At 49.9% G+C, this 23,797-nt stretch carries 19 protein-coding genes and 2 tRNA genes; 9 read left to right on the top strand and 12 right to left on the bottom strand.

All coding sequences use genetic code 11. The features are described from left to right. Window positions 1-254: 254 nt before the first annotated feature. Window positions 255-1,286 (top strand): FISUMP domain-containing protein, encoded by a 1,032-nt coding sequence (locus QOL41_RS08235; protein ID WP_283429368.1) that lies wholly within the window; start codon window positions 255-257, stop codon window positions 1,284-1,286. 130 nt (window positions 1,287-1,416) lie between these two features. On the opposite strand, the gene QOL41_RS08230 is transcribed toward QOL41_RS08235, so the two are convergent. Next, window positions 1,417-1,554, bottom strand: a complete 138-nt coding sequence (locus tag QOL41_RS08230; protein ID WP_283429367.1) for a hypothetical protein — start codon at window positions 1,552-1,554, stop codon at window positions 1,417-1,419. A 164-nt stretch (window positions 1,555-1,718) separates the two neighbouring features. Here QOL41_RS08230 and QOL41_RS08225 point away from each other — a divergent pair, with 164 nt between their 5' ends. Beyond that, complete coding sequence (locus tag QOL41_RS08225; protein WP_283429366.1) at window positions 1,719-2,342, top strand: thiamine phosphate synthase; 624 nt, start codon at window positions 1,719-1,721, stop codon at window positions 2,340-2,342. 42 nt (window positions 2,343-2,384) lie between these two features. On the opposite strand, the gene QOL41_RS08220 is transcribed toward QOL41_RS08225, so the two are convergent. After that, window positions 2,385-4,187 carry a glycoside hydrolase family 43 protein gene (locus QOL41_RS08220; protein ID WP_283429365.1) on the bottom strand — a complete coding sequence of 601 codons (1,803 nt, stop codon included), beginning with the start codon at window positions 4,185-4,187 and terminating at the stop codon, window positions 2,385-2,387. Between the two features lie 262 nt (window positions 4,188-4,449). Here QOL41_RS08220 and QOL41_RS08215 point away from each other — a divergent pair, with 262 nt between their 5' ends. Together QOL41_RS08215 and QOL41_RS08210 are read left to right on the top strand one after the other, a co-directional pair. Next, complete coding sequence (locus QOL41_RS08215; RefSeq protein ID WP_283429364.1) at window positions 4,450-5,517, top strand: HD-GYP domain-containing protein; 1,068 nt, start codon at window positions 4,450-4,452, stop codon at window positions 5,515-5,517. A gap of 12 nt (window positions 5,518-5,529) precedes the next feature. Further along, window positions 5,530-9,501, top strand: coding sequence for a response regulator (locus QOL41_RS08210; protein WP_283429363.1), 3,972 nt, complete (start codon window positions 5,530-5,532; stop codon window positions 9,499-9,501). Here the strand turns inward: QOL41_RS08210 and QOL41_RS08205 are convergent. The 4 genes from QOL41_RS08205 to QOL41_RS08190 form a co-directional block, all read right to left on the bottom strand. After that, window positions 9,498-9,737 carry a zinc ribbon domain-containing protein gene (locus QOL41_RS08205; protein WP_173823389.1) on the bottom strand — a complete coding sequence of 80 codons (240 nt, stop codon included), beginning with the start codon at window positions 9,735-9,737 and terminating at the stop codon, window positions 9,498-9,500. The two genes, QOL41_RS08210 and QOL41_RS08205, sit on opposite strands and share 4 nt — an antisense overlap. Window positions 9,738-9,865: 128 nt before the next feature. Further along, window positions 9,866-10,867 carry a class II fructose-bisphosphate aldolase gene (locus QOL41_RS08200; RefSeq protein ID WP_283429362.1) on the bottom strand — a complete coding sequence of 334 codons (1,002 nt, stop codon included), beginning with the start codon at window positions 10,865-10,867 and terminating at the stop codon, window positions 9,866-9,868. A gap of 157 nt (window positions 10,868-11,024) precedes the next feature. Further along, complete coding sequence (locus tag QOL41_RS08195) at window positions 11,025-12,050, bottom strand: OmpA family protein (RefSeq protein WP_283429361.1); 1,026 nt, start codon at window positions 12,048-12,050, stop codon at window positions 11,025-11,027. After that, window positions 12,050-12,445, bottom strand: a complete 396-nt coding sequence (locus QOL41_RS08190) for a hypothetical protein (RefSeq protein ID WP_283429360.1) — start codon at window positions 12,443-12,445, stop codon at window positions 12,050-12,052. The genes QOL41_RS08195 and QOL41_RS08190 overlap by 1 nt, the downstream gene beginning before the upstream one ends. A 182-nt stretch (window positions 12,446-12,627) precedes the next feature. Between QOL41_RS08190 and QOL41_RS08185 the strand changes: the two genes are divergently transcribed. After that, window positions 12,628-13,743 carry an RICIN domain-containing protein gene (locus QOL41_RS08185; protein WP_283429359.1) on the top strand — a complete coding sequence of 372 codons (1,116 nt, stop codon included), beginning with the start codon at window positions 12,628-12,630 and terminating at the stop codon, window positions 13,741-13,743. A gap of 165 nt (window positions 13,744-13,908) precedes the next feature. On the opposite strand, the gene QOL41_RS08180 is transcribed toward QOL41_RS08185, so the two are convergent. The 6 genes from QOL41_RS08180 to QOL41_RS08155 all read right to left on the bottom strand — a co-directional run bounded on the left by QOL41_RS08180 (window position 13,909) and on the right by QOL41_RS08155 (window position 17,944). Further along, window positions 13,909-13,984: transfer RNA gene (locus QOL41_RS08180), tRNA-Asp, on the bottom strand. 23 nt (window positions 13,985-14,007) lie between these two features. Next, window positions 14,008-14,082: transfer RNA gene (locus QOL41_RS08175), tRNA-Val, on the bottom strand. A gap of 8 nt (window positions 14,083-14,090) precedes the next feature. After that, on the bottom strand, window positions 14,091-14,279 hold the full coding sequence (locus tag QOL41_RS08170) for a hypothetical protein (RefSeq protein WP_088628316.1): 189 nt from the start codon (window positions 14,277-14,279) through the stop codon (window positions 14,091-14,093). Between the two features lie 103 nt (window positions 14,280-14,382). Next, complete coding sequence (locus tag QOL41_RS08165) at window positions 14,383-16,668, bottom strand: HD family phosphohydrolase (RefSeq protein ID WP_283429358.1); 2,286 nt, start codon at window positions 16,666-16,668, stop codon at window positions 14,383-14,385. A gap of 6 nt (window positions 16,669-16,674) precedes the next feature. Then, window positions 16,675-17,628: a PhoH family protein gene (locus QOL41_RS08160; RefSeq protein ID WP_283429357.1), complete on the bottom strand. Its 954-nt coding sequence runs from the start codon at window positions 17,626-17,628 to the stop codon at window positions 16,675-16,677. Window positions 17,629-17,650: 22 nt separating this feature from the next. Further along, complete coding sequence (locus QOL41_RS08155; protein ID WP_173654844.1) at window positions 17,651-17,944, bottom strand: hypothetical protein; 294 nt, start codon at window positions 17,942-17,944, stop codon at window positions 17,651-17,653. A 112-nt stretch (window positions 17,945-18,056) separates the two neighbouring features. Here QOL41_RS08155 and QOL41_RS08150 point away from each other — a divergent pair, with 112 nt between their 5' ends. From QOL41_RS08150 to QOL41_RS08135, 4 genes are all read left to right on the top strand, one after another. Beyond that, the gene (locus QOL41_RS08150; RefSeq protein ID WP_283429356.1) at window positions 18,057-19,418 is read left to right on the top strand and encodes an aminopeptidase P family protein; all 1,362 of its coding nucleotides are present in this window, start codon (window positions 18,057-18,059) and stop codon (window positions 19,416-19,418) included. Window positions 19,419-19,482: 64 nt separating this feature from the next. Then, window positions 19,483-21,177, top strand: a complete 1,695-nt coding sequence (locus tag QOL41_RS08145) for a proline--tRNA ligase (RefSeq protein ID WP_283429355.1) — start codon at window positions 19,483-19,485, stop codon at window positions 21,175-21,177. 195 nt (window positions 21,178-21,372) lie between these two features. Further along, window positions 21,373-22,206: a TIGR02147 family protein gene (locus tag QOL41_RS08140; protein WP_283429354.1), complete on the top strand. Its 834-nt coding sequence runs from the start codon at window positions 21,373-21,375 to the stop codon at window positions 22,204-22,206. Beyond that, window positions 22,190-23,725, top strand: a complete 1,536-nt coding sequence (locus QOL41_RS08135) for a hypothetical protein (RefSeq protein WP_283429353.1) — start codon at window positions 22,190-22,192, stop codon at window positions 23,723-23,725. Before QOL41_RS08140 ends, QOL41_RS08135 begins: the two co-directional genes overlap by 17 nt. Window positions 23,726-23,797 lie beyond the last annotated feature (72 nt).

Below are 23,797 nucleotides of genomic sequence, written 5' to 3'. Positions count from 1 at the left end.
CGCCCTCGCTTAACGCTTGGGGCTTATTGCTCACAGACGGAAAAACCCGTGAATCGTTCGCTTGCTAAAAACATTCGCTTCGGCCATCAGCATTCTCCGCCGGGTCTTCCAGCACCCCCTCTGCGGGCGCTCGCCGCCCCGCAACGCCCCGGCATTCTCCGCCTGTTGTCATGCTGACGAAGGTCAGCATCAGCATTCTCCGCCGAGAAAATGCTACATTCTGCCCGAATTCATGAGGTTATCGGAGGTTTTCTGTGAAATATTTTGTTGCATTGTTGCTTTCTGCGGTTTTGTTTGTTGCTTGCGGCGATGAATCTAGCAGTTCTGCGCCTGCTCCGGACCCGAGCGAGGAATCCTCTTCTTCGGTGGAAATGACGAAGGAATCTAGCTCCTCGGCAGCAACCAAGAATTCTTCTAGCTCCGTTGATGGCGACAAGAGCAGTTCTTCAGTCAAAAAAGAAGATTCTAGCAGCAGCGTTGTGAATGAGTCTTCTTCCAGCGCCACGCCGAAGTCGAGCAGCAGCGAAGATGTAAAGCAGTCTTCTTCGAGTGTTGTTGCTTCGAGCAGTAGTGAAGAGGAAGAATTGAGCAGTAGTTCTTATGATCGAACTGTTGCTTTTAAAGGGATTCTTTGGCGTGCAGGTGATTATATCAAGTTTGTTGATCCGCGAAACAGCCGCGAATATTATTACATCCAAATTGATGGTAAGGACACTGCTGGTAAGGCTGCCTCTATCAAGGTGATGGCTGAGAATTTAGATATAGGTGAATTTGTTTGGGGCTTTGAAGATCAAGAAGATGATTCTAAAATTGAAAAGTATTGCTACAAAAATGACACGGCTAATTGCAATAACTACGGTGGTTTATACCAGTGGGCCGAAATGATGCAGTTGCCGAGTCGATGCAACACTGAAAGTTGCGCTGATTTAATCAAACCCAATCACCAGGGAATTTGCCCTGATGGCTGGAGACTGCTGACTTATAACGACTACTATATTGCCGTGCACGCTGATAACAATAAGGATGGAGTAAAGGGAACTCGTTCTGCATACGGCTTTGGCGGTAGTAATGATAGTGGCTTTAGCCTTGTTGGTGCAGGATATAATTGGAACCATAGCTTTACTAGTCTTCAAGAAGGTACGTATTGGCATTATCCAGAAGAACAATCTTTGAATGGGGCTCAGATGTCAAAGGCTTCTTGGCAAGACTTTTATTCGACGGCAAATCCTGTAACGAAAACACTTAAAATCCATGGTTTTTCTGTCCGTTGTGTAATGGTTGAATAACCATCACTTTCAAACTGTAAAATTTTAAATAAAAAAAAACTAGGCATTCCTGGGGAGGAATGCCATTGGGAGTTATTATGTCCAAGCATAGCGTGCTAAACGAGTGTCGCAGAATCAAACTTGTTTGATTCTATGACCGAGTGACGCCGCGGACGGCGTAGCCGTCAACAACATCAAGAGCCGCGCCTGATACATAAATAATCCTTTCAGAAATCACGTTAGTGATTTCGATAAATGCGTAAGGCGAGAGAAGCAGGATTGCTTGCAAGCCTACTTCCGAACCTAGCATTTAACGCCGTTGGCGTTCGTGGCTACGGTTATGCCATAACAGAAAACAAGTTTTCTGCTGCGTCATAACCTTGCACACTTTTAGTACGTAGTACAATCCGTGTGGCGATTAAAATTTGGCAGTCCATTTCTTATATTTGTTGCATGCGATTGTGGCTTACGACATCTCCTGACGATTTTGCTTCGGAATTTGACGATATTGAGCAAATGTTTTCCCGCGGGCTTTCGCGCTTGATTCTCTCGAAGCGCGGGCGAGGGGGCTCTCCTTATGCCACTGAAAGCGATTACGAACGCTGGCTTTTGTCGCTCCCGATGGATTGCCGTGACCGTATTTGGGTGCGTGGCACGCCGGATTTGGCGGAACGCCTGGATGTTCGCGGGTGTGTTGCCGAGGCGGGCTCGTTGTTGGGCGATGTTCCCGAAAGTTGGAAACGCGTGAATACGGTTGCTTTTTGCCGGAGCCTGGATCAGCTGGAACAGTTGCCGGAATGGGTGGCTGGGGCGCTTGTGGGGCCGGTATTTCAGCCGCAGTCGGTGTATGAGCCGGTCAAATTTCATGGAATTGAGCCGGTTTTGGGCAAATTGAATGCTTTAGCCGGTTCAAAAATCCCCCAGGTAATCGCTTTTGGCGGCGTTGACCACGAAACGCTGGATGAAATCAAAAAACTCCCGGTGCAGGGAGTCTCTGTTCTCGGGGGCATCTGGAATTATGCCGACCCGGTAAATGCTTTTATTAAATTAAGTCGTGCAGTAAATGTTAATGTGTAGTGACTGATGTGAAGTGTGAAATGATATACACCTCACATTGCTTTATCGTTGGATATAAACCGCGTTTCTTGGCTTGGCCTTGAGTCTATTGCCCAGCAAGTCAAAGTAAACCGGATTACGGTTCAAACGCGTGGATTTGCTGTAGTCACGGAGCCTTTTAGAAACGATTGTCGTTGTGGTGTCCGGTTCCTTGTAGGGCTTGTCGGGGTCGTCTACGATCATTCTGATTTTGGCGATGCTTTTGCAGCCGGTTTCGTTGGTGTAGGTCACGGTGTAGTAACCGCTAAAGTCTCCGTCCACATTCTTGAGCGTGTTTTCGCGGGTGGTGGACTTGAATCCGTTCGGACCTTCCCAGCTCCAAATCTTGCCGTCCCATGGGTGCGGCCCAAATGTGACTGACGCGCCCTTGGCAACCTTCAAGTCTAGCGTCTCGTTCCAGCCGTCATTGCCGACCTTCACGTAGGGGATAATCTTAGTGCCGCTGCACGGAGCTACGACCTTCTTGCCATCGCAAACACCGATAGAATCGGGAATGTCAATCACTCGCGGTTCAAAATCTGGCGTGGGGAAGGCCTTCATGAGGGCTGCCGTCTCCTGGGCGGTAACCGGGAGGATTGTCCCGTGGCGGGGCGTGAATGCGCCGCTCGTCTTGGTGTCCTGTACGAACTTGAAGTTTTCGAGGTCAGAACTGCTCGTAAATTGATAATGTCCGTTCATGTAGCAATCGTACATGAGCACCCAGGAATTCTGGTTGATAAGCTTGAATACGCCTGCACCTTCTACAGCTTCGGTCGTTTGCTGTAGGGCCTTACTCGGCTTGCTCCACTGCGAACCCGAGGTAGCTCCGCTCTTGGGCATGAGTGTCTGTGCGGTCACCTTGCAGATTCCGCCGTCGCCTTCGTTCTTGTAAAAGGCATGGTACTTCTTGTCGACCGGGTTATAGACGATATCCATATCGATAGTCGATTTGCCGCGGTCAAAGAAATGCTGCGGGTCGCCTTCCAGGTCGGTAAAGTCCTTGTTCGAGTAGGCATAGAAAACCTTGTCGTAGCTGATGGTGCCATCGTTGGTCAACAGCGAAAAATACACGAGCGGGCGACCCTTGGTTCCGTCGCCGTTGTCGTAGGTGTCGTCCCAGAAGGTTTCGGGGGCCCAGACACGGGTCACGTTCGCAAAATTTTTGCCTTTATATTTGTCAGGGAAGTGTACGGTGGCGTGCTTCCAGTTGATGAGATCGCGGGAGCGCATGAGCACCATGCCGCGATTGCTTGCCCAGCCCTCGGCACTCTTCATGTCGGTATTCACCATGTAGAACCAGCCGTCGGGCGCACGTAGCACGTGCGGGTCGCGGAGCCCCTTCTTGATGCTAACCGTGTCGGCGGCCACCACACGCTTTCCGTTGTTCATGGCGGTAAAGCTGTAGCCGTCGTTGCTCAGCGCGTAGTAGATATTCTCGTTGTCGTTGGCCGGGAAATACGCGAAAAGGTAGTTGGAGTAGGGTTCGTACCCATGGATGGAGATTTTGAAAGGTACGTCCTGTGTCTTTGCGCTCAGGCCATCGAGGATAGTCGCCGTGAGGGTCACTTCCTTGTTTTCGCCCACAAATCTGCCGTTAATGTGGCCATCGTTGGTGAGGAACAGTGTGTCGCTGCTTTCCCAGGTGATGGGGAAGATTTCCCCGGCAAGTTTTATGGTGTCGAGGAGGGAGAGGTCGGTATACAGGTCGTTGACTGAGTTGCCAAAACTCTTGCTTACGCTGTCAACTGCGCGCCAGAAGGGGGCTACATCGACTTGCGCAAAAGACGCTCCTGCTAAAGCGATTGCCAACGGTATAATTTGCTTCATCTCAAAAAATCTCCAAACCTGTAAAAGTATAGGCTAATGACCATCCATAAATATAATTCCACTTTTAGAGGGCGTTTTGTTAATTTTAATAAGAATGTTGACTTTTTTTCCATACCCCTTTTGTACATTATATCACATGTTGTAAAGGGGAAAACATATAAAAATGTTGCAAAAGGGCTTTTTCTCAAAAAAAATTGGATATTCCAAATTGGAATAAGTTAAGTTGGTCTATTCAGGCCGCTAAACATTATATTAGGGTTATATGGAACGGAAGCGCGCAAAGATTTTGGTAATTGACGACACGAAGACGAATATCGAAGTGCTCGAAGGAATTTTGTCCGGCGAGTACGACGTTTTTGTGGCCCTGGATGGCAAAAAAGGCCTATTTTTGACCGAAAAAGTCAAACCGGACCTGATTTTGCTTGACGTGATGATGCCAGAAATGGATGGCTACGAAACGCTTCGCCAGATGAACGAAAAAAAACTCGTCGAAAATACGCCCGTACTGTTCCTGACTGCAAAAGCCGATTCCAAGAGTGAGCAGACTGGCCTGGACCTCGGCGCCGTCGATTATATTACCAAGCCGTTCCATCCGAATTTAGTGCAGCTCCGTATCAAGAATCAATTGGAATTTAAGCACCAGCGCGATCATTTGCAAGAACTGGTCGAAGAAAAGACCCTCGATTTGCGTAAAACCCTCAAGGTCATGCTGACAAGTCTCGGTGCGCTGGCCGAATACCGCGACCCCGAAACGGGCGCCCACATTAAGCGTACGCAGGTGCTGGTGCAGATGCTTGCCGAAACCCTTCGCGAACATCCACGTTTTAAAGATGCGATTCCGAATAACGAATATATCGATTATTATGCGACAGCCGCTCCGCTCCACGACATTGGCAAAGTCGGCATTCCCGATGAAATTTTGCGTAAACCGGCCCGCCTGAATGCCGAAGAATGGGCGGTGATGAGTACGCATGCTCAAAAGGGTTACGATGTGCTGGTGAATGCCACGCATGAACTCAAGGACCATCCGTTGGTCAAGATTTGTGCCGATATTATCTTGAATCACCATGAGCGCTTTGATGGAACGGGTTACCCGAACAAGCTCAAGGGTGACGATATCCCCGTAGGGGCGCGCTTGATGTCGGTGGCCGACGTGTACGACGCCTTGGTTTCGAAGCGCCCCTATAAAGAAGCTTTCCCGCACGAAGTGGCTGTCGAAGAAATCTTGAAAGGCAGGGGGACTCAGTTTGACCCTGATGTCGTTGATGCCTTCATGTCGTTAGAATCTAAATTGCCCGAGATTTACGATCATTTTAAGGAAAATCCTTAAAAAGGAGTGGTCGTGTCCCGTAACCCGCTGAACGCCCAACGTCGTCGTTTACGTAACCGCATTTCTGTGGTTTATATGCTTCCGACATTGCTTGCGGCAGTGGCGATGGTCCTTATTTTTTCGCATGCGGTGCGTTCCATGCTGGTGGATTCTGCCGTCGCGAATACCGAAACAGCTCTCCGTGAACGCGTGCAGACCGAAGTCGAAGCTTTCTTGAAGGTCCGCGAAGAAAAATTCCTGACAACGGTCAAGCGTGTGCAGCAGGTGACCAAGGAAAAGGCTGTCAAGCCAGTTCTTTATAAGCAGACCCAAAGTGACGAAGGCATTGTCGATGTGTATTTCGGAACGACTACCGGCGAATTTGTTTCGGGCAGAGGAATCAAGCTTGAAAGTGATCAGGCTGAATTCCGTACCAAGGGCTGGTATCTAGAAGCTTCCCGTAAAAGGGGACTTGCCTACACGGGACCGACGATTCGCAAAAGTCTCAATCGTCAGGTGCTTTCGCTTTCTTACCCGATTTGGGACTACTATCAAAAATTCAGGGGCGCTGTCGGCGAAGATATCAACCTTCACCAGTTAAGGCTTGCGATGGGTGCGCTTGCCAAGGAAGAAGGCGGCATTACCATGTTGGTGGGCAGTGAAAACGATAATCTGTTCACGTATTTCCCGTACGAAACGAACCGCGGTAAGGTCTTGCAGGACAGTGTCGAAGAATTGTTGGAACTTGTATCTGACAAATTCAGTTCCGATACGCTGATGGATGGGCGCATTTTACGCTTTGAAAAGACGAATGAACACCACCAACAGTTGATTTTTATGGTGACGCCCTTGAAGCAGTTGCCGTTCTACTTGGTTCATGTAAGTCAGCATAACAAGATTGCTGCTAGTATCGATAATAATTCTTCGACCGTGCTTGGCATTGTGGCGATTTTAGTGTTCGCCTTGGTAGCGCTTGCGGCGATTACCTCGCACTTACTGTTCCGCCGCTATATTCAGCGCGACTTGAATGACAGCGTGAATTCCAGTACACTTTTCGATACGCTTTTGTGGAAAGGCGATAACTTCACGATTATTTTAACGAACGAAAACTTTGATATTCTGCATGCGAGTGCACATGTGGTCGATTTCTTGAACAATGGCGATGACATGAAAGAAGAAAGCCTGTTCAAGTTCTTCCCCTCGGATGCGTTCAAGAAGTTTGCGCATCGCGTGGCCATGGGCGGGCAGATGCTTGCAAGTGAACGTAAGACCATTGTGCGGGTGCAAAATGCTGATGGTGAAGTAGCATGGTGGGGCATGTCGTTCCAGGCGCTTGTCGAAGACAACGGTGCGACGCGATTCCTGATCATGATCAACGATGAAACGAGCGGAATCCAGAAAGATACGATTCTGGATACGATCATGCTTTCGGGCGATCATTCGATCCTGATTATTTTCGACAAGAACCTGCATATTAAATATATGTCACGCCAACTGGCGGAATTCTTGGGCAAGGAATGGCGCTCGTTTGTCGGAATTTCGATTAATGAACTGAAAGACATGGGCCTCCCGGAATCGATGATTCAGGCCATGATCAAGTCTTACCAGAATGACGAAGTCTGGAAAGATTCTTTGATGCTCAAGCCCGAAAACGGCACCGAAGAAACTTGGTTCCGCGGCGAAGGCTGTACCTTGAAGGTGCAAGAGACTGTTGTTGGCTACATGCTTTCGATGATTGATATTTCGGAAGTGGTGGCCGCCCGTGAAATTGCAGAACAGGCAACTCAGGCCAAGAGCGAATTCCTGGCCAACATGAGTCATGAAATCCGCACGCCGATGAATGCCATTATTGGTATGGCTCACCTGATTTCGGAAACGAATTTGGATAACCACCAGCGCGGTTTTGTAGACCGCATTGGACATGCTGCCAAGTCTTTGCTCGGAATTATCAATAATATTCTTGACTTCTCGAAGATTGAAGCGAAAAAGCAGGATTTGGAAATCACGCAGCTTGTGCTGCAAGATGTCATTGGTGAAGTGGCGGCGCTTGCCGAGGTGCGTATCGCTGGCCGCCCGATAGAATTGATTGTCGATATCGACCCGGATATTCCTGAAATCTTGATGGGCGACCCGCTTCGTCTTTCGCAGATTTTTACGAACCTGATTAACAATGCGACCAAGTTTACCGAAAAGGGTGACATTACCCTGAGCGTCAAGCTGTTGCAGCAGGCGAACAACATGGTCAAGCTGTATATCTGTGTCAAGGATACGGGTATTGGCATGACGCAGGAACAGGTGTCGCGCTTGTTCAACGCATTTACGCAGGCAGATGGTTCTACCACGCGCAAGTACGGCGGCACGGGCCTCGGACTTGTGATTTCTAAGTCGCTGGTGGAACTCATGGGTGGTCAACTCCAGGTTTCGAGTGAATCGGGTGTAGGTTCGCAGTTCTTCTTTACGATTACGCTACCGATTGCGCCGCAGGCGGGCGAAGAGCCCAAGTGGAAAAACGAAGACCGCTTTACGAACAAGAATGTGCTTTTGGTGGATGACTGCGCGAACCTGCGTACGATTTTAAGGCATTATTTGAATAGGTTGCACTGTGTGGTTGAAGAGGCTAGCTCTGTAGACGAGGCTTTGGATTTGATTCAGGCGCACGAAGAAGCGGGCGAGGCCCCGTACGATTTATTCCTGGTCGATTACAGCATGCCGATTTTGAACGGATTTGACTTTGTGCATGGCTTGACAGATAACATGAAGTCGATTCCGAAGGTGTTGATGCACCCGATTCATTTCGATGAAAACGAACTGAATACGGCAAAGAGCTTGGGCTTTAACAGCAATGTGTCTAAGCCGCTCCAGATTAGTACGCTCTTGAGTGCACTGCAAGAAGCCTTCGGTTATTCGCTGACTTACAAGAAGGTGGAAAAGAAGGAAAAGGGCAAGATTTACTTTAAGGAAGCGAAAATCCTGCTGGTTGAAGACAACCAGATGAACCAGGAACTGGCCGTGTCGCTCTTGAATAGCGTTGGCCTTACCGCGATGATTGCGAATAACGGTAAAGAAGCGCTCGACATGCTCAAGAAAGACGCCTTCGACATGGTGCTCATGGATATCCAGATGCCGATTATGGATGGCCTTACCGCGACTAAGGAAATCCGTGCCCGCGAAGATGAATACTTTAAGAAGGTGCCGATTTTGGCCATGAGTGCCCGCGCCTTCCAGAAAGATACCGAAGAATGCCTTGAAGCGGGCATGAACGCACACATTGTAAAGCCGATTGATCCGACGGTCTTGTACGAAGAAATGGCGAAGTTCTTGCCAGTGGCCGCCGAAACGCCGCATGCAAGCAACGGGCATGATTCTGACCTGTCGCAAGATGACAAGAATTTCATTTCGTATTTCCAGAAGGTGCGCGACTTTGATGCGGAATCGGGCCTTTACCATGCCAACAATAACCGCAATATGTACCTCAAGATTATGCAGGGATTTGTGCGCGACTATGGCGGAAATTCGTTCAATTTGCGCTCGCTTATCGAAGAATTCCATTACGAAGAAGCAACCCGCATTGTGCATACCATCAAGGGCCTGTGCGGAACAATTGGGTCTACCCATGTGCAGAACTTGGCGGCCTCGCTCGAAGCGGAACTCGAACAGAAACAGTGTAATTTTGGCAATTACAATGTGTTCGAAGAAAAACTGCATGCGCTAATCGAAGACTTGCAGATTGTGCTTGCTGATATTGCCTCGGAACAGAATGCGACGGTACAAAAGTCGCATGACCCTGAAGCCGCTCAAAAGCTCGCTTCTGCGGTCAAGGCGCTAAAGGATGCGGTGGATACCTGCTCTTCGACCCAGTGCAAGCGTATTCTCGATGGCATTGAAAATATTGCGTTTGAGCCGAACCAAGAAGTTCTGCTCCACAAGTTGAAGGAACTGCTGGACGATTACGACTTTAACGAAGCGTCCGAAATTCTGGAAACTCTCGAAAAGACTCTTGTCTAGTGTAGGATCATCGCCGCGATAAAAGCGAGCGCCACAATCACTGCCGCCGCTATGGCGAGCGGGTTTGCTTTGTTCTTCTTTTCGCCAAATTCATTCTCGACAATTTCGTCGTAATCCGGTGTTTCGAGGTCGGTAAATTCTGCGCCCTCGGACCAGCCGGTATCTTTGTCGCTCCCGCAATGCGGGCAGAACGTGGCGTTGTCTTTAATTTCTGAATGGCAATGAGGACAGAGCATGGCGATGTGAAATGTGGAATGTGGGGTGTGTGATGTATAATGAGAAAAGATTCAGATTTTATTGTTTAAAATAGAAAAACCGCGCGGTTTTACCCGCACGGTCTTTTAAGCTTATAGCTTCGTAGCGATTACAGCTTGTTGTTGGAACCAAGAACGTCGACGATCTTGTGTTCGTACATCTTCTGCATGTTTTCGCGAGCCGGCTTGAGGTACTGGCGCGGGTCGAAGTGTTCCGGATGTTCGTCGAAATACTTACGGATAGCGGCAGTCATGGCGAGACGGCTGTCAGAGTCGATGTTGATCTTGCAGACAGCGGACTTGGAAGCTTCGCGGAGCTGTTCTTCCGGAATACCGACGGCATCCGGGAGCTTGCCACCGTGGGCGTTGATGGTGTCCACTTCGTCCTGCGGCACGGAAGAAGAACCGTGGAGAACGATCGGGAAGCCCGGGAGCTTTTCTTCGATAGCGTGGAGCACGTCGAATGCCAGAGGAGGCGGAACGAGCTTGCCAGTCTTCGGGTCGCGAGTGCACTGTTCCGGCTTGAACTTGTAAGCACCGTGAGAAGTACCGATGGAGATAGCGAGGGAGTCGCAACCAGTACGGGTTGCGAAGTCGATCACTTCTTCCGGCTTGGTGTAGTGGGATTCTTCAGCCTGGACTTCGTCTTCCACACCAGCGAGCACGCCGAGTTCAGCTTCGACGGTCACGTCGTGCTGGTGAGCGTATTCAACAACCTTCTTGGTGAGGGCGATGTTTTCTTCGTACGGAAGAGCAGAACCGTCGATCATCACGGAAGAGAAACCGTTGTCGATGCAGTCCTTGCAGAGTTCGAAAGAGTCACCGTGGTCGAGGTGGAGCACGATCTGAGGATTGGCGCAGCCGAGTTCCTTGGCGTATTCAACAGCACCCTGGGCCATGTAGCGGAGGATGGTGCCGTTTGCGTAGTTACGAGCACCCTTAGAGACCTGCATGATCACCGGAGACTTCTGCTTGACAGCAGCCTGCACGATGGCCTGCATCTGTTCCATGGTGTTGAAGTTGAAAGCCGGGATAGCGTAGCCACCCTTAACAGCCTTTGCAAACATTTCCCTGGTGTTCACCAGGCCGAGTTCCTTGTAAGAAACTGCCATTGTTTTACCTCTTGATTTGATTGGCGACTTGCATCGCCGGTTTAAAAGTTACGGGGCTAAAAATAGCAAATTTAAACTGCTTTGTCACGCAAAATGCAAAAAAAGAAACCCCGCACCAAGTGCGGGGTGACTTTAGTGGAAAAGTATTCCGTTAGGCTTACTTAGCTTCCTGCTGCTGAAGAGCCTTGTCCTGGATCACGAGGTCCACGCGACGGTTCTTCTGGCGGCCTTCCTTGGTGGAGTTGTCGGCGACCGGCATGGTCATACCGAGACCCTTGGCTGTGAGTCGATTTTCGGCGATACCCTGTTCCACAAGGAAAGCCTTCACGTTATCGGCACGCTGCTGGGAAAGCTTCATGTTGTGTTCTTCGGAACCAGTGTTGTCGGTGTTACCTTCAATGGACACATTGAACTGCTGGTACACAGAAAGAATACCGGCCACCTTGGCAAGGCTCGTCTTGAGGTCTGCCTTAAGGTCAGCCTTGTTCACGGCGAACAAGATGTCGGACATGGAAAGGATAATGCCGCGGGCGGACTTGGTCACCTGAATCATCTGGGACTGCAGTTCGTTCAGCTTGTTCATGGCTTCCTGCTGGCGAGCTTCGGCCTTGGCACGTTCTTCGGCAAGTTCCTTCTGGAGGTCGGCTTCACGCTGGTTGGCAGCCTTCAAGGCGGCTTCCTGAGCGGCGGCTTCGGCCTGGAACTTTTCCTGGTTCTGCTGCATTTCGGCCTGCAGACGGGCTTCCTGGTCCTTCATCTTGGCCTTTTCGGCTTCGAGGTCGTTCACCTTACCAGTGCGAGCCTTGTTGATCTGTTCCTGAATGGCTTCGATAGAACGGGCCGTTGCGGCGCGCTTTTCCCACTTTTCTGCGGTGCTGTTGCGAACTTTCTGGGTTTCGGCCTGGGCGGCAATCGTCTTGGCGTAAGTGTCGCACTTGGCGGCGAGAGCCTTGGTTTGGTCAGATTCGGCATCGTCGTTGTAGGCGGCGTCAAGTTCCATGAGGTTGGCCTTGGCCGCTGCGAGCGTGTACTTGGCAGAGGTGGCGTTGGCCGGAATATTCTTGGCTGCGTTATCGATTGCGGTCTGGCAAGATTCTACGGCGTTCGGACCTTCTGCTTCTTCGGCAGCAAAAGAGAATGCGGCTGCCATGGCGCTAATGACTAAAAGATTTCTCGTTTTCATTACTTGGCACCTCCGTTCTTGGTTTCCTGGTCAAGGATATTCTGGTAAAGGAGCTTGCGTTCGACATCGCCCCTCAGTTCCTTTTCAACTTTTTCGTCTTCTTTCTTGGCGGCGTCAAGTTCAGCGTTAGCAATAGCAAGCTTGTATTCAAGAGAGCTCTGTTCGGCGAGTGCAGCGGCATCTTCTTCGTCACCATCGGCCTGCAGGGCTTTGGCTGAGTCAAGTTTTGCGTTTGCAGATTCGAGCTGGGCTGCATCGACCTTAGCATCTTGTGCAATCATCTTGTTGGAGTCGGCAAATTCAATCGACTTGGTAGCATTTACGCCACCGGCACAACCGGAAAGTGCGGCGAGGGCTATAATGGCCATTCCCGCAACGAGTATTCTGGATTTCATTAAAATCTCCTTTTGGGGTTTAAAAGTCGGTTTTTAATATACAAAAAAAAGAACAAAGAGCTTAGAACTTAGTGCTTAGATTATCTCTAAGTTCTACCAACTTAAATCTTCCAACTAAAAATTTACTTGATTTACCCTAACTTTGTATATAAATTTATACACGTGTTTGGATTGGAGATTGCATGAGATTTTTTAGCCCTGCATTATGTTCTTTTGCCTTAGTTGCTTGCCTTGCGGGCAACGCCTTTTCGGCTGTTGAATACACTTTGCACAAGTCTGCGAACCCGACCTCCGACGAGCAAGACGCCTACAAGCGAATTACGACCGTGATGGATTCTGCAGTCAAGCTCTACAACACCTATTCGAATCTTTCCAAATACATCAACGTGTATTATGCGCCTGGCGTGCCCACAGCCGAGGCCAGCAGCAACGGTGATTTGCGTTTTGGCGAAAACCGCAGCTACATGGTGGTGCCCACCGCCATGCACGAAATGGCGCACACGATGGGTGTCGGAACTACGTCGGAATATGCGGCAACATGTGTAGACGGTGTCTTTAGGAATGACAAGGTTCAGGCAAAACTCCGTGAAATGGACGGCCCGAACGCGGAGCTCCATTGCGACCGTCAGCATATCTGGCCGTACGGTTTGAACCAGGCTAGCGAAGCCAAGTCCGAGCAGGACCTGATTAACCATGTGATTCTTGTTGAAACCATTTACCAGCAACTGTTCAAGGTGGCGTTTTTCAAAGAGGGGAGAATCAAGTCTCTCGGCGATACAAAGAAATGCATGGGGATTACTTCGTCCAACGCTCTGGAATTGATGGATTGTAGAGATACGGCGACCTTCGTGAAGATTTTCTCGGTGGGCGACAATCCGGTTACATATTACATTCAACTCGGGAACCGCGTCGTGGATATCCCGAACGAATCCACAGCGGCTGGCATTAGAGCGGCAACCTACGGTTATAATGGCGGTGCTCACCAGCGGTATGTATTTGAAGGCGCTCCGGTCAATACGCCGAATGCGTTCTACCTCAAGAATTACAAGAGTGGACATTATCTGCAGGCGGTCGGAACGACGGTGGTTCAGAACCCGAAGAGCTCCGGCGATGATTTTATTTGGCAATTGATTGAAAGCTCTGCCGAAGTGGCTGACACGAGCGATACCTCGACGACTGCGATTCCGCTGGTTCGTAAAGTGGAACCGCCGGCTTTAATCAGGAAGGCCAAGTTCGATGCCATGGGCAGAACGCTTGCTCCGGCCCGCAGAACCCCGCGCGGCATTCGCTTGTATTAGCTGACCTCAAGAAGCTGACCCTGAACCGAGTTCAGGGTGACTTTTGGCGAACCAAGTTCGGGATGACTACAAACGAAAAAAACTCTCGAATCGAGAGTCGAGATTTTGTTTGTCCCGCTTCGCGGTACAAACGAAAAAGACCTTTCAGAGAAAGGTCTTTTTTCGCGGGATAGACGAGGCTTGAACTCGCAACCTCCGGCGTGACAGGCCGGTGCTCTAACCAAAATTGAGCTACCACCCCAAATCGTTTCCGATTTTCGGTAGTGGGCGATAACGGATTCGAACCGCTGACATTCTGCTTGTAAGGCAGACGCTCTGAACCAACTGAGCTAATCGCCCGAAAGGGTTTACTTGTCCTGCTTCTTGCCTTTCCAGAGGATTCCGACCGGAATCACGACCAGGTAGGCGGCAACCAGGATAAGCGGTGCAACCGTGAGAGATACCGGATTGTCTGCAGGGCCAGTGGCGAGGCAAATGAAACCGATAGCGAGGAGCAACACACCGACTGCAATCAGAATGATATTCTTTTTATCCATCAGTAAGTCCTCATCTCAAGATTACGAAGCCAAATATACAAAGTTTATGGCGTTTGTCAACCGAATTTGGCCTAAAAACGCACTTTTTTTTAGTCGAACGGCCTTATTTTTGGCCTGGATATTTAACGCGAGTATGGTAGGTTCCGTCCAAACTATCCAGGAATGCTCGTTCGAGCTTGAACAGTTCCCTAATAGACAGGTTACATTCGTTGAATTGGCCTTCGGTAAAGCGGCTTTCGATGGTCTTGTGGATCATGGCGGCCAATGCTTCGGGGCTAGTATCGGTCATGGAACGGCTAGTCGCTTCGATAATGTCGGCAAGCATCAGAATTGCGGTTTCCTTGCTCTGCGGCTTGGGACCCTTGTAGCTGTAATCTTCGACCTTGACTTCTTCGCCGGTTTCCTTGGCGTTTTCAAGAGCCTTGTGGTAGAAGTACTGAATAATCGAAGAACCATGGTGTTCGCGAATGCCTGCGGCCACGAGCGACGGAATGTTGTATTCGTTGGCAAGGGCTGTACCCTGTTCCACGTGTCCGGTAATAATCTTCACGGACTGGAGCGGATCGATGTTGTTGTGCGGGTTGATTCCTTGCTTCTGGTTTTCGGTAAAGTATTCGGGGCGCATGGTCTTACCGATGTCGTGGTAAAGCGCCATCACGCGTACAAGCAGGGAATTCGCGCCAATGCTGTCGGCCACGTGTTCGGCAAGGTTAGACACCTGAATACTGTGGTGGAATGTACCGGGGGCATATTCCGAAATGCGCTTGAGGGCCGGGCGGTTAAAGTCCGACATTTCCATAAGCGTAAGCACCGTGGTGATACCGAAAATACGTTCCATCAAGTGAATGAGCGCCACAGAAGTCAGGGCGTAGCAAAGCACGATGTTTGCACTTGCGGCCATCAGGTTCTGATAGAATGCTTCGAACGAAAGTCTGTTACGCAGCAGGAACATCACGCTAATGGCTGCGGCCATCGCCACAACGCCAACGATAATTCCCCATACGAACTGCACTCTGTAACGCATGCGGGCAATTGGTGCGGTTGCAGCGATAGTCACGGCAATTGCACAAGTCATGGCTGCCAAATCGTAGCCGTTCAAAATGCCGAAAATCATGGCAGAAAATACGGTGAACGCAAGGCCGATATGGCGGTCGTAAAGCACGGTTGCAGTAATCGGCGCAAAGGCAAACGGATAAATCCACATAAGATCCAGATTTTCTGGAATGATGGAAATATTGATGTTATTGATGCTTCCGGAAAGGTGATGCATGACCCAGAATGCGATAATCTGGAGCATGGCAAGAGCGATCAGACTCCAAAGCTGGCGAGCATTCTTGAACATTCCTCTAGACGGCGTGTTGTAAAGGAACAAGAAGAAGAATGTAATGATCAGGACAAAGATAAGGGCGTTACCGTAAATGGCGGTAAAGGTCTTGGAGTTTTCTTCTTTCTGCTGGGCGCGCTGCAAAGCGTCGATTTTTTCAAGAATTTCCTTGGTAATGGGTGCGCCCTGTGCCACGATTTCCATGCCGCGCGGCACCATGCCCTTAATGAGTGTCACCTTGTTGCGGGCTTCTTCGCGACTAGAAATGGTTTCTTTTTCCAAGTAGAAAACGTTCGGCATCATGAACACGAACAACGTTTCGTAGAAGGCGCTCAAGAGTCCCTGTTCGTTCGGGAAACTCATCTGGAGCTGAGCGAAAGCTTCATCGATGCGGCGGCGGAGCGGCTGGATACTGCTTGCTTCAACAGTTGTCTTTTCGTTGTCCTTGATAAGCGTGATGTTCGGCTTGGTGTAAACGATGTACTTGAAATCTTGCAGGTTGTAGTTGTCGCGGTAAAGCTGGGCTGCCGTTTCGGTGCTTGCAATGAATGTGTTCGAAACGCCTGCCTGAAGCATGCGGTTGAATACCATCAAGAGCGAGTCGCGGGCCTTGGAATTCAGGCTCAAGGGCTTAATTGCCGAGGTCGAAATACGCTGCTTTAAAACTTCGTAAATGCGTGAAGCCTGCACGACCTTGGATTGCAGGGTAGAGTCGCTTTCGCCGCTTGCGGTAAGCTGGTTGATTTGAATTTGCAGAGAACCATACTGGGAGAGTTTGTGCAGGAACGACTTGAGGTCTTCGTAGACGCGGTTGGTTTCATCGCTGTTGTAGCCAAAGATGGCGTTCACCTTTTCGGCGGCGCGGGTCTTTTCGGCTTCGATTTCTTGTTCGGACTTGGGAACTTCGAAGTTGATGGGAGCCACAATCGTGCGTGTACTCACCTGGCCCAAGTGCGGGCGTTCAGACTGGAGAGCGATGTTCTTGTCGGGGAACATGAAAATCGACGCGGCCACAATAAGTGCCCAGCCGATAATAAAGTGAAGTCTAGTCTGTTTCTTTTTCATAGGAGTTTATTTCTCCTTTTCGTATGCGTTCAAAATATCTTTCACGAGCGGGTGACGGAGTACGTCGGTTGCCTCGAATTCCACTTGGGCGATTCCATGAATACCTTTCAAAAGCTTCATGGCGTGCACAAGGCCCGACTTTTGGCCCTTGCCGAGGTCGATCTGCGTGGCGTCACCTGTGATAATTGCCTTGCTGTGTTGGCCGAGGCGCGTGAGGAACATTTTCATTTGTTCGGGCGTAGTGTTCTGTGCTTCGTCCAGAATGATAAAGGCGCGCTTGAGCGTGCGGCCGCGCATGTAGGCGAGCGGGGCGACTTCAATTGCACCGGTTTCTTCGTAACGGCGAAGTTTTTCCACTGGCAGGAGCTCGGCGAGGCTATCGTGAATGGGGCGCAAGTACGGCGCGATTTTTTCTTTGAGGTCGCCGGGCAGGTAGCCCAAGGATTCGCCGGCTTCAACTGCCGGGCGCACTAAGCAAATGCGTTCTGCCTCGTGGCGTTCCAAGCTTGCAACGGCGAGTGTTACGGCCAAGAAGGTCTTGCCGGTCCCGGCAGGGCCCTTGGCAAAGATGATGTCGTTGTGTTCGACCGCCCGTACCAGTTCGGCCTGAGCTTTGGTCTTTGCGAATACCGAGACACCCATGCGGTTCCTGAAAATCGGAGTCGAGGGAATTGTGTCCGGGTCTTTGAAATCGCTTACAGAAGAATCTGCCGGATCAATCAGCTTTTCGAGTTGGTTTGCCGTCAGGACTTTTCCGTTTTTTGCGGCCATTTTAAGTTGGTCAAGTACAGCGCAAACTCCCGCCGTGTCGCCGTTTTTCTTTTCGATAATACGGAGTCCCGGGAGTCTTGTCTGTATTTCAACACAAAAACGGCTCTCCAATAAGCGGAAAACCGTTTCGTTCTCACCTGAAATAGTTCGTTTCAGGTCGTCTGATAAAGAATAGCGCAGTTCGTTCATCGAGAACGTTGTCAGCTATAAATTATTCTTCGGAAGCAGGAGCCGTAGAGATACCGAGCTTGTTCTTGGCTTCGAAGATTTCCTTGCGGAGCTTGTGGTTTTCTTCGGTAATAGCGACAGCTTCGTCTTCGGTCTTTTTCAGCTTGTTTTCGTCAATCTTTTCCTTAGGAGCAGATCTCTGGGCAGAAGGCGTTCCGCTATCGTCGCTATAATCTTCGTCGCTAGAAGAACCACCACCGGAAGAACCGGCGCAAGCGGTGAACAGTGCTACAGTTGATGCTGCAAGGATCAATTTCCAATTTTTAAAAAGAGACATTTAATCAGGCTCCATTCTAGTCTGTGATGCCTCAAATGTATATAATTTAAAGCAAAAGCGGTGCGAAAAAGGTAAATTTATACCGAAATTTTACCTATTTAGAGGCAAAAAAATGGTCGAAAAGTCAATTTCTAAGCCCTATTCGCAAGTTTTTATATCGTCTGACCGCTACAATTCCAAGAATTTGTACAGAAAACGCCGTAAGGCCATGCTCAAGGAACTCGATTCGTTCTGCGTTTTTGCAGGAATCCCCATGGACCCCGGAACCGAGGAAGCCTACGTGCAAATCTGGAATAAAATGGTGCAGGAACCGGCCTTCATGTTCCTGACGGGAATCAATCAGGCGGGCTGCTACCTGCTGCTTGACCCTAAAACCGATGAAGAAATCCTGTTCGTGCCGCCCAAAGACCCGTTCAAGGAATTCTGGAATGGCAAACGTTTAGGTTTTTTGGAAGGCGATAACGAAGTTGCCCGCATTACGGGAATCCAAGATGTGCGTCCGGTGGATGAACTCATGGATACGGTGGTTGCCCGCGCGAAAAAGCTCCCGAAGGGAAGCTACGCTTACGCCTACTACTTTGAGAAGTTCAAGGAAGACCACAACGACCGGTTCAGGCACCAGCTGCTCAAAGCGCTCAGGCCTACAGGAATCAAGCTCAAGAGTGCTGCTGCTCTGCATTGGTCGCTTCGACTCCCGCTGGAACCTGAACGCATTATGGATGCCGTGGCAGCGCAGGCGGTAACGAATAACGCCTTCCGTAAGGTGCTCGCCGAAATGAAGACTTTCAAGACTGAACGCGATTTGGGCCTGAAGCTGGATTATGAAATGCAGCGTGAAAGCGATGGCGATTTGGCTTTCCCGACGATTGTCGCGGGTGGAGCAAACGCTTGCTGCTTGCACTACGTCAAAAAGGATGAACCGCTTAAAGCAGGGGAGTTGGTGCTGTTAGATTTCGGTATCCGCATCGGAAGCTTGCATAGCGATATTTCCCGCACTATTCCTGTGTCCGGCAAGTTTAGCCCGCTACAGAATTTGCTGTACCAGATTGTGCTCGATTCGGCGCTGGAATACCAAAAGCATGTGCGTCCGGGCGTTTCGCTTAAGGAAATCGGGACGGTCCCTTGGGATTACATTATGCAGGAACTGGAAACCCGCCTGGTCAAAGGCGCGAAGGGTTCGTACAAATTATTGTACGACAAACGCCCGCATGGGGTAAGCCACTTTATCGGCGAACAGATTCACGAAGGTGAACCGGGAACCCGCTCCTTGGATACTGTTTTAAGGCCCGGAATGCTCATTTCTTGCGAACCGGGGCTTTACGGCGAATTCAAGGCGACCATTGGGGGCAAGACCTACCGCGAAAAAATCGGCATCCGTATCGAAGACGACCTGCTGATAACCAAGGACGGCTTCAGGAATATTTCTGAAGATATCCCGAAAACGGTCGATGATTTGGAACGGCTGATGAAGTAGGCTTGTTGCTAAAACCATTGTATTTTCCTAAATTTTCGCCGAAAAAATTTAAAAGGTTACAACCATGAAACTCTCCAAGTACTTTTATGTGACGCTCCGCGAAACGCCGAGCGATGCCACCATGCCCTCCCACATCTTCCTCATGCGCGGCGGCTACATCAAGCCCGTTTCTACCGGTATCTATTCCATGATGCCGATGGGCTTCCGCGTTATCCAGAAGATCGTAAACATCATCCGCGAAGAAATGAACAAGATTGGCGGTATCGAAGTGGACTTGCCGGTGGTGCAGACCGCTGAACTCTGGAGCGAATCGGGCCGTTACCAGGCTATAGGCGAAGAACTCCTTCGCTTCAAGGACCGCAACAACCACAACATGGTGCTCGCCATGACCCACGAAGAAGCCATGACCGACCTCGTGCGCTACGTGCTCAACAGCTACAAGCAGCTGCCGGTGATGCTCTACCAGTTCAAGACCAAGTACCGTGACGAAGCCCGTGCCCGCGGCGGCCTTATCCGCGTCCGCGAATTCCTGATGAAGGATGCCTACAGCTTCCACACCAGTCAGGAAGACCTCGACCGTCACTACCAGGAAGAATACGACGCCTACCTCCGCATTTACCGTCGCGTGGGCATTGAACCGGTGGTGGTGCAGAGCGATACGGGTATCATGGGCGGTAAGGTCGCTCACGAATTCATGCTGGACACCCCGAACGGCGAAGATTACTTGATTCTTTGTAAGAAGTGCGGCTACCAGGCGAACCGCGAAATCGCCAAGTTCCAGCGTGTTCCGTTCAAGGGCGACGAAAATGCGGCCCTCGAAAAGGTCGCCACGCCGAACAGCGAAAGCATCGACGAACTCACCAAGTTCCTGAACGTCCCGGCTGAATCGACCGCCAAGTGCGTGTTCTTCGACTTCGAAGGCAAGCTCATCACGGTTGTTGTTCCGGGCAACCTCGACGTTTCCGAAATCAAGCTCCACAACTTGCTGAAGGCGAAGGAACTTTACCCCGCCGAAGACAGCCTCATCAAGGCTTGCGGCATGGTTCCGGGCTTTGCTTCCCCAATCAATTCTCACGACACGCGCATCATCGTGGACGAAGCGATTGCTGATTCCTTCGACCTCGTGACGGGCGCAAACGAAGAAGGCTTCCACTTCAAGCATTGCAACCCGAAGCGCGACTTCCCGAAGTTCGAAGTGGCCGACATCGCCGAAGCTTCCGAAGTCTGCAAGTGCCCCTGCTGCGGTGAACTCCTCACCGAAACACGCGGTATCGAAATGGGTAACATCTTCAAGCTCGGCACCAAGTTCTCCGAATCCATGGGCGCCAAGTACCTCACTGCCGAAAAGACCACCGCTCCGGCTATCATGGGCTGCTACGGCATCGGCGTGGGCCGCTTGATGGCTTCTGTTGTTGAAAACAGCCACGATGACTTCGGACCGATTTGGCCCAAGTCCATCGCTCCGTTCCAGGTGGAAATCGTCCCCATCGGCAAGGAAGCCGAACTCATGGAACTCGCTGAAAAGTTCGAAAAGGAACTCGAAGCTGCCGGCATTGACGTGCTCGTGGACGACCGCGACGAACGTCCGGGCGTGAAGTTCAAGGACGCCGACCTGTGGGGTTCTCCGGTGCGCATCGCCATCGGCAAGAAGGGCCTCGCCAACGGTGAAGTGGAATGGAAGTTCCGCAACGAAAAGGAATTCTCCATGGTCAAGGTCGAAGACGTTGTCGCCAAGGCCAAGGCATACTTCGCTGAATAAATCGGCCTCTTGGCTCTATCTAAATCGATTTGCCCCGGCTTAACAGCCTGGGGCTTTTTGTTTACTCCTAAAAAGTGTATCATGAAAGTACAGATTTTGATTTTTTTATAAAAAGTGTTGAAATTTATGAAAAATATTTAATTTTTGTATCATAAACTATTGACTTTCTTGAAATTTGGGTTTATATTTGTGGACATGAAAGCGATTACAGAATATCAAGATTATCGCTGCTATATGCAGGATTTTTATAACGAGAAAAAGCGCTTGTCGGCTTTTTCTTGGCGTGAATTTGCGCATGCGGCAGGCTTTTCGTCGCCAACGTACCTGAAATTGGTATGCGAGGGGAAAACAAGGCTTTCGCCCGCGGGCGCTACCAATGTGGGTGTTGCAATGAATCTTGCTGGTTTTGAACTAGAATATTTTGTGCGCATGGTGGATTACGGCCACGCCAAAACGGACCAAGAAAAGAAAATTGCCTATGAATCCATGTTGGAGCTTGCGAAGAACTGCAAGGCAAAAATTGTGGATGGCGAGGCTTTCCAGTATTTTGAATCTTGGTTGCATCCGGTGGTGAGGGAACTTGCTCCGGCCATGCACGGAGCGACTCCGGGTGATATCGCCAAGCGATGCTGTCAGGGGGTTACTGCAGGAGAAGTCCGTGAGTCGCTTGATTTTATGGTAAAGACGGGCTTGCTGAAAAAGAATGGTTCGGACTATGAACAGTCGGATAAGCATTTGAAAGGCTCGTCAGAGGTGATGCCGGTGGCATTACGCTCTATGCACCGTGAAATGGCGGACTTTGCAAGAGAAGCGATAGACAAATTCCCGCCTTCGGAACGTAATTTTACGGGCCTTACCATGGGGGTGTCTGCCGAAGACTACGAACAGATTTTAAAAGAACTCGAGGCGTGCCGCAAAAGGATTTCGCAAATTGCCTTACAAAGTAAGGCTGTTGAACGGGTTTATCGTTTGAATTTACAATTATTCCCACTGACGTGGGGGGAGGATAAAAATGAAGAAGTTCACTAAAATATTGGCAGGCACGATTGTGCTCAGCCTTGTCGCCTGTTCCGAAGGAAACAAAACTTCGGGAGTTACCGAAGATGACAATGCCATCGGAGAAAACGAAAGCAGTTCTTCTGTGGTGCAATTGAGCAGCTCCAGTGTGCTAGAATCTTCGAGTAGTTCTGAAGTGCAGGGTTCTTCAAGCAGCACGGTTGTGATTGTACCGGAACTCTGGAATGGTGCGAAGGGTATGACTCGGGTAAATGTCGGAAACGATGATGCCGGCTATTGGTTTAGTTTTGCTGATAGTGAAATGGGTGGCATGTCTAGAGTTCGGTATCCGGTAAATGTTGGAAATGAGTCCTCTGATGAAGATATGGAAGAACTCGTGTCCTATTGCGGAGGCATTTGCGCGACGATAGAACTGAATGGTGGTTCGATGCCTATGGCCGGTATTGGCTTTACCGTGGCTGAAAATGGTGCAACGGCGGACATCTCGGAATGGGAGGGGGTTTGCGTAACCTATTCGTCTGACTTTGCGATGAATGTTTTGCTTAGTGCTACCGGTGCAGGCGATACTTTGAATCTGGATGCGCCGTTTATCACGCTTCCGAAAACGATTAAGAATGCTCCTACACTAGACCAGTTGCTCAGTGCCGACAAGGTTGTGACGCGTTGCGCTAAGTGGAGCGATTTCGAGGCTCCGTTATGGGTTCCGGATAGCTCAAGACTTTCCGGCGAAGCGGCAGCAAAGCAAATCAATGCAATTGTGTTCGTTTACAAGAGCGACTCCGAAAAGGTTGGTATGTTCGATATCAAGGGAATTGGTAAATACGATGCGACTTTGCCGCAATGGAGTGAACCCGTGAAAGTGACGGATTTTGTGCCAAACAGTTCTAGTAGTGAAACTGATAGCTCGCTATGCCTGTGGAATGGCGCTAACGGCGATTATCGCGTAAATACCGGATTTGGCGATGGCTCCGAAACGAGCAGGGCCGGGTATTGGTATAGTTTCGATGATGCTGAACAGGGGGGAGCCTCTTGGTTCGAATGGAAAGCGGATTGTTCCATGAATGAGGCGGATTGTATGGAATATCTGATTGATGTTTGTGGTGGTTTATGCGGAAAAATGCATGTCAACAAGGGGACTGCTAGGGATGCGCATATTGGCGTGGCATTCCGTTTAGACGACTCTGAGCCTGGTGAGGCTCTCCCGAGATCGGTCGATATTACTGACTGGGGTGGAATTTGCGTAACATACATGTCTAAAATCGGTTTAGACCTTGTCTTGGGCATTGATTCCGTGGATTACTTTTCTTTTGAATTGGATGATTCGGCGGAATTGGTAGAAAAATGCATGACTTGGGATGATTTTGATGAATACGAAAACGAAATTCCGGGTGCAGAAGCCGCAAAACAGGTTCGCTTCATCAGTCTTGAACAATGGAGCGGTGAATCAATGACTGGAGATATCAACATCGTAGCCATTGGCAAATATTCTGAAACAGGAGCTTGTGGCGTAGGAAGGTTGCTGAAAGAATAGCCCTATTTTATACGCAAACAACCCCCTGTAGTAGCCCGCTACAGGGGATTTTTCTATATTTTCGCTCGGAAA

Origin of the sequence: Fibrobacter sp. UWB10 (assembly GCF_900182935.1) — a bacterium.
GTDB lineage: Bacteria > Fibrobacterota > Fibrobacteria > Fibrobacterales > Fibrobacteraceae > Fibrobacter > Fibrobacter succinogenes_O.
The sequence above is the reverse complement of the archived record's forward strand: the minus strand, read 5'-3'. Positions and strand labels throughout refer to the sequence as shown.

Bases quoted from the DNA above. Each gene is read 5' to 3' on its own strand.
- QOL41_RS08185 (WP_283429359.1), top strand. From the start codon at position 12,628: ATGAGATTTTTTAGCCCTGCATTATGTTCTTTTGCCTTAGTTGCTTGC.
- QOL41_RS08165 (WP_283429358.1), bottom strand. From the start codon at position 16,668: ATGAAAAAGAAACAGACTAGACTTCACTTTATTATCGGCTGGGCACTT.
- QOL41_RS08135 (WP_283429353.1), top strand. From the start codon at position 22,190: ATGAAGAAGTTCACTAAAATATTGGCAGGCACGATTGTGCTCAGCCTT.
- QOL41_RS08205 (WP_173823389.1), bottom strand. From the start codon at position 9,737: ATGCTCTGTCCTCATTGCCATTCAGAAATTAAAGACAACGCCACGTTC.
- QOL41_RS08145 (WP_283429355.1), top strand. From the start codon at position 19,483: ATGAAACTCTCCAAGTACTTTTATGTGACGCTCCGCGAAACGCCGAGC.
- QOL41_RS08160 (WP_283429357.1), bottom strand. From the start codon at position 17,628: ATGAACGAACTGCGCTATTCTTTATCAGACGACCTGAAACGAACTATT.
- QOL41_RS08155 (WP_173654844.1), bottom strand. From the start codon at position 17,944: ATGTCTCTTTTTAAAAATTGGAAATTGATCCTTGCAGCATCAACTGTA.
- QOL41_RS08150 (WP_283429356.1), top strand. From the start codon at position 18,057: ATGGTCGAAAAGTCAATTTCTAAGCCCTATTCGCAAGTTTTTATATCG.
- QOL41_RS08140 (WP_283429354.1), top strand. From the start codon at position 21,373: ATGAAAGCGATTACAGAATATCAAGATTATCGCTGCTATATGCAGGAT.
- QOL41_RS08170 (WP_088628316.1), bottom strand. From the start codon at position 14,279: ATGGATAAAAAGAATATCATTCTGATTGCAGTCGGTGTGTTGCTCCTC.
- QOL41_RS08220 (WP_283429365.1), bottom strand. From the start codon at position 4,187: ATGAAGCAAATTATACCGTTGGCAATCGCTTTAGCAGGAGCGTCTTTT.
- QOL41_RS08190 (WP_283429360.1), bottom strand. From the start codon at position 12,445: ATGAAATCCAGAATACTCGTTGCGGGAATGGCCATTATAGCCCTCGCC.
- QOL41_RS08200 (WP_283429362.1), bottom strand. From the start codon at position 10,867: ATGGCAGTTTCTTACAAGGAACTCGGCCTGGTGAACACCAGGGAAATG.
- QOL41_RS08195 (WP_283429361.1), bottom strand. From the start codon at position 12,050: ATGAAAACGAGAAATCTTTTAGTCATTAGCGCCATGGCAGCCGCATTC.
- QOL41_RS08225 (WP_283429366.1), top strand. From the start codon at position 1,719: ATGCGATTGTGGCTTACGACATCTCCTGACGATTTTGCTTCGGAATTT.
- QOL41_RS08215 (WP_283429364.1), top strand. From the start codon at position 4,450: ATGGAACGGAAGCGCGCAAAGATTTTGGTAATTGACGACACGAAGACG.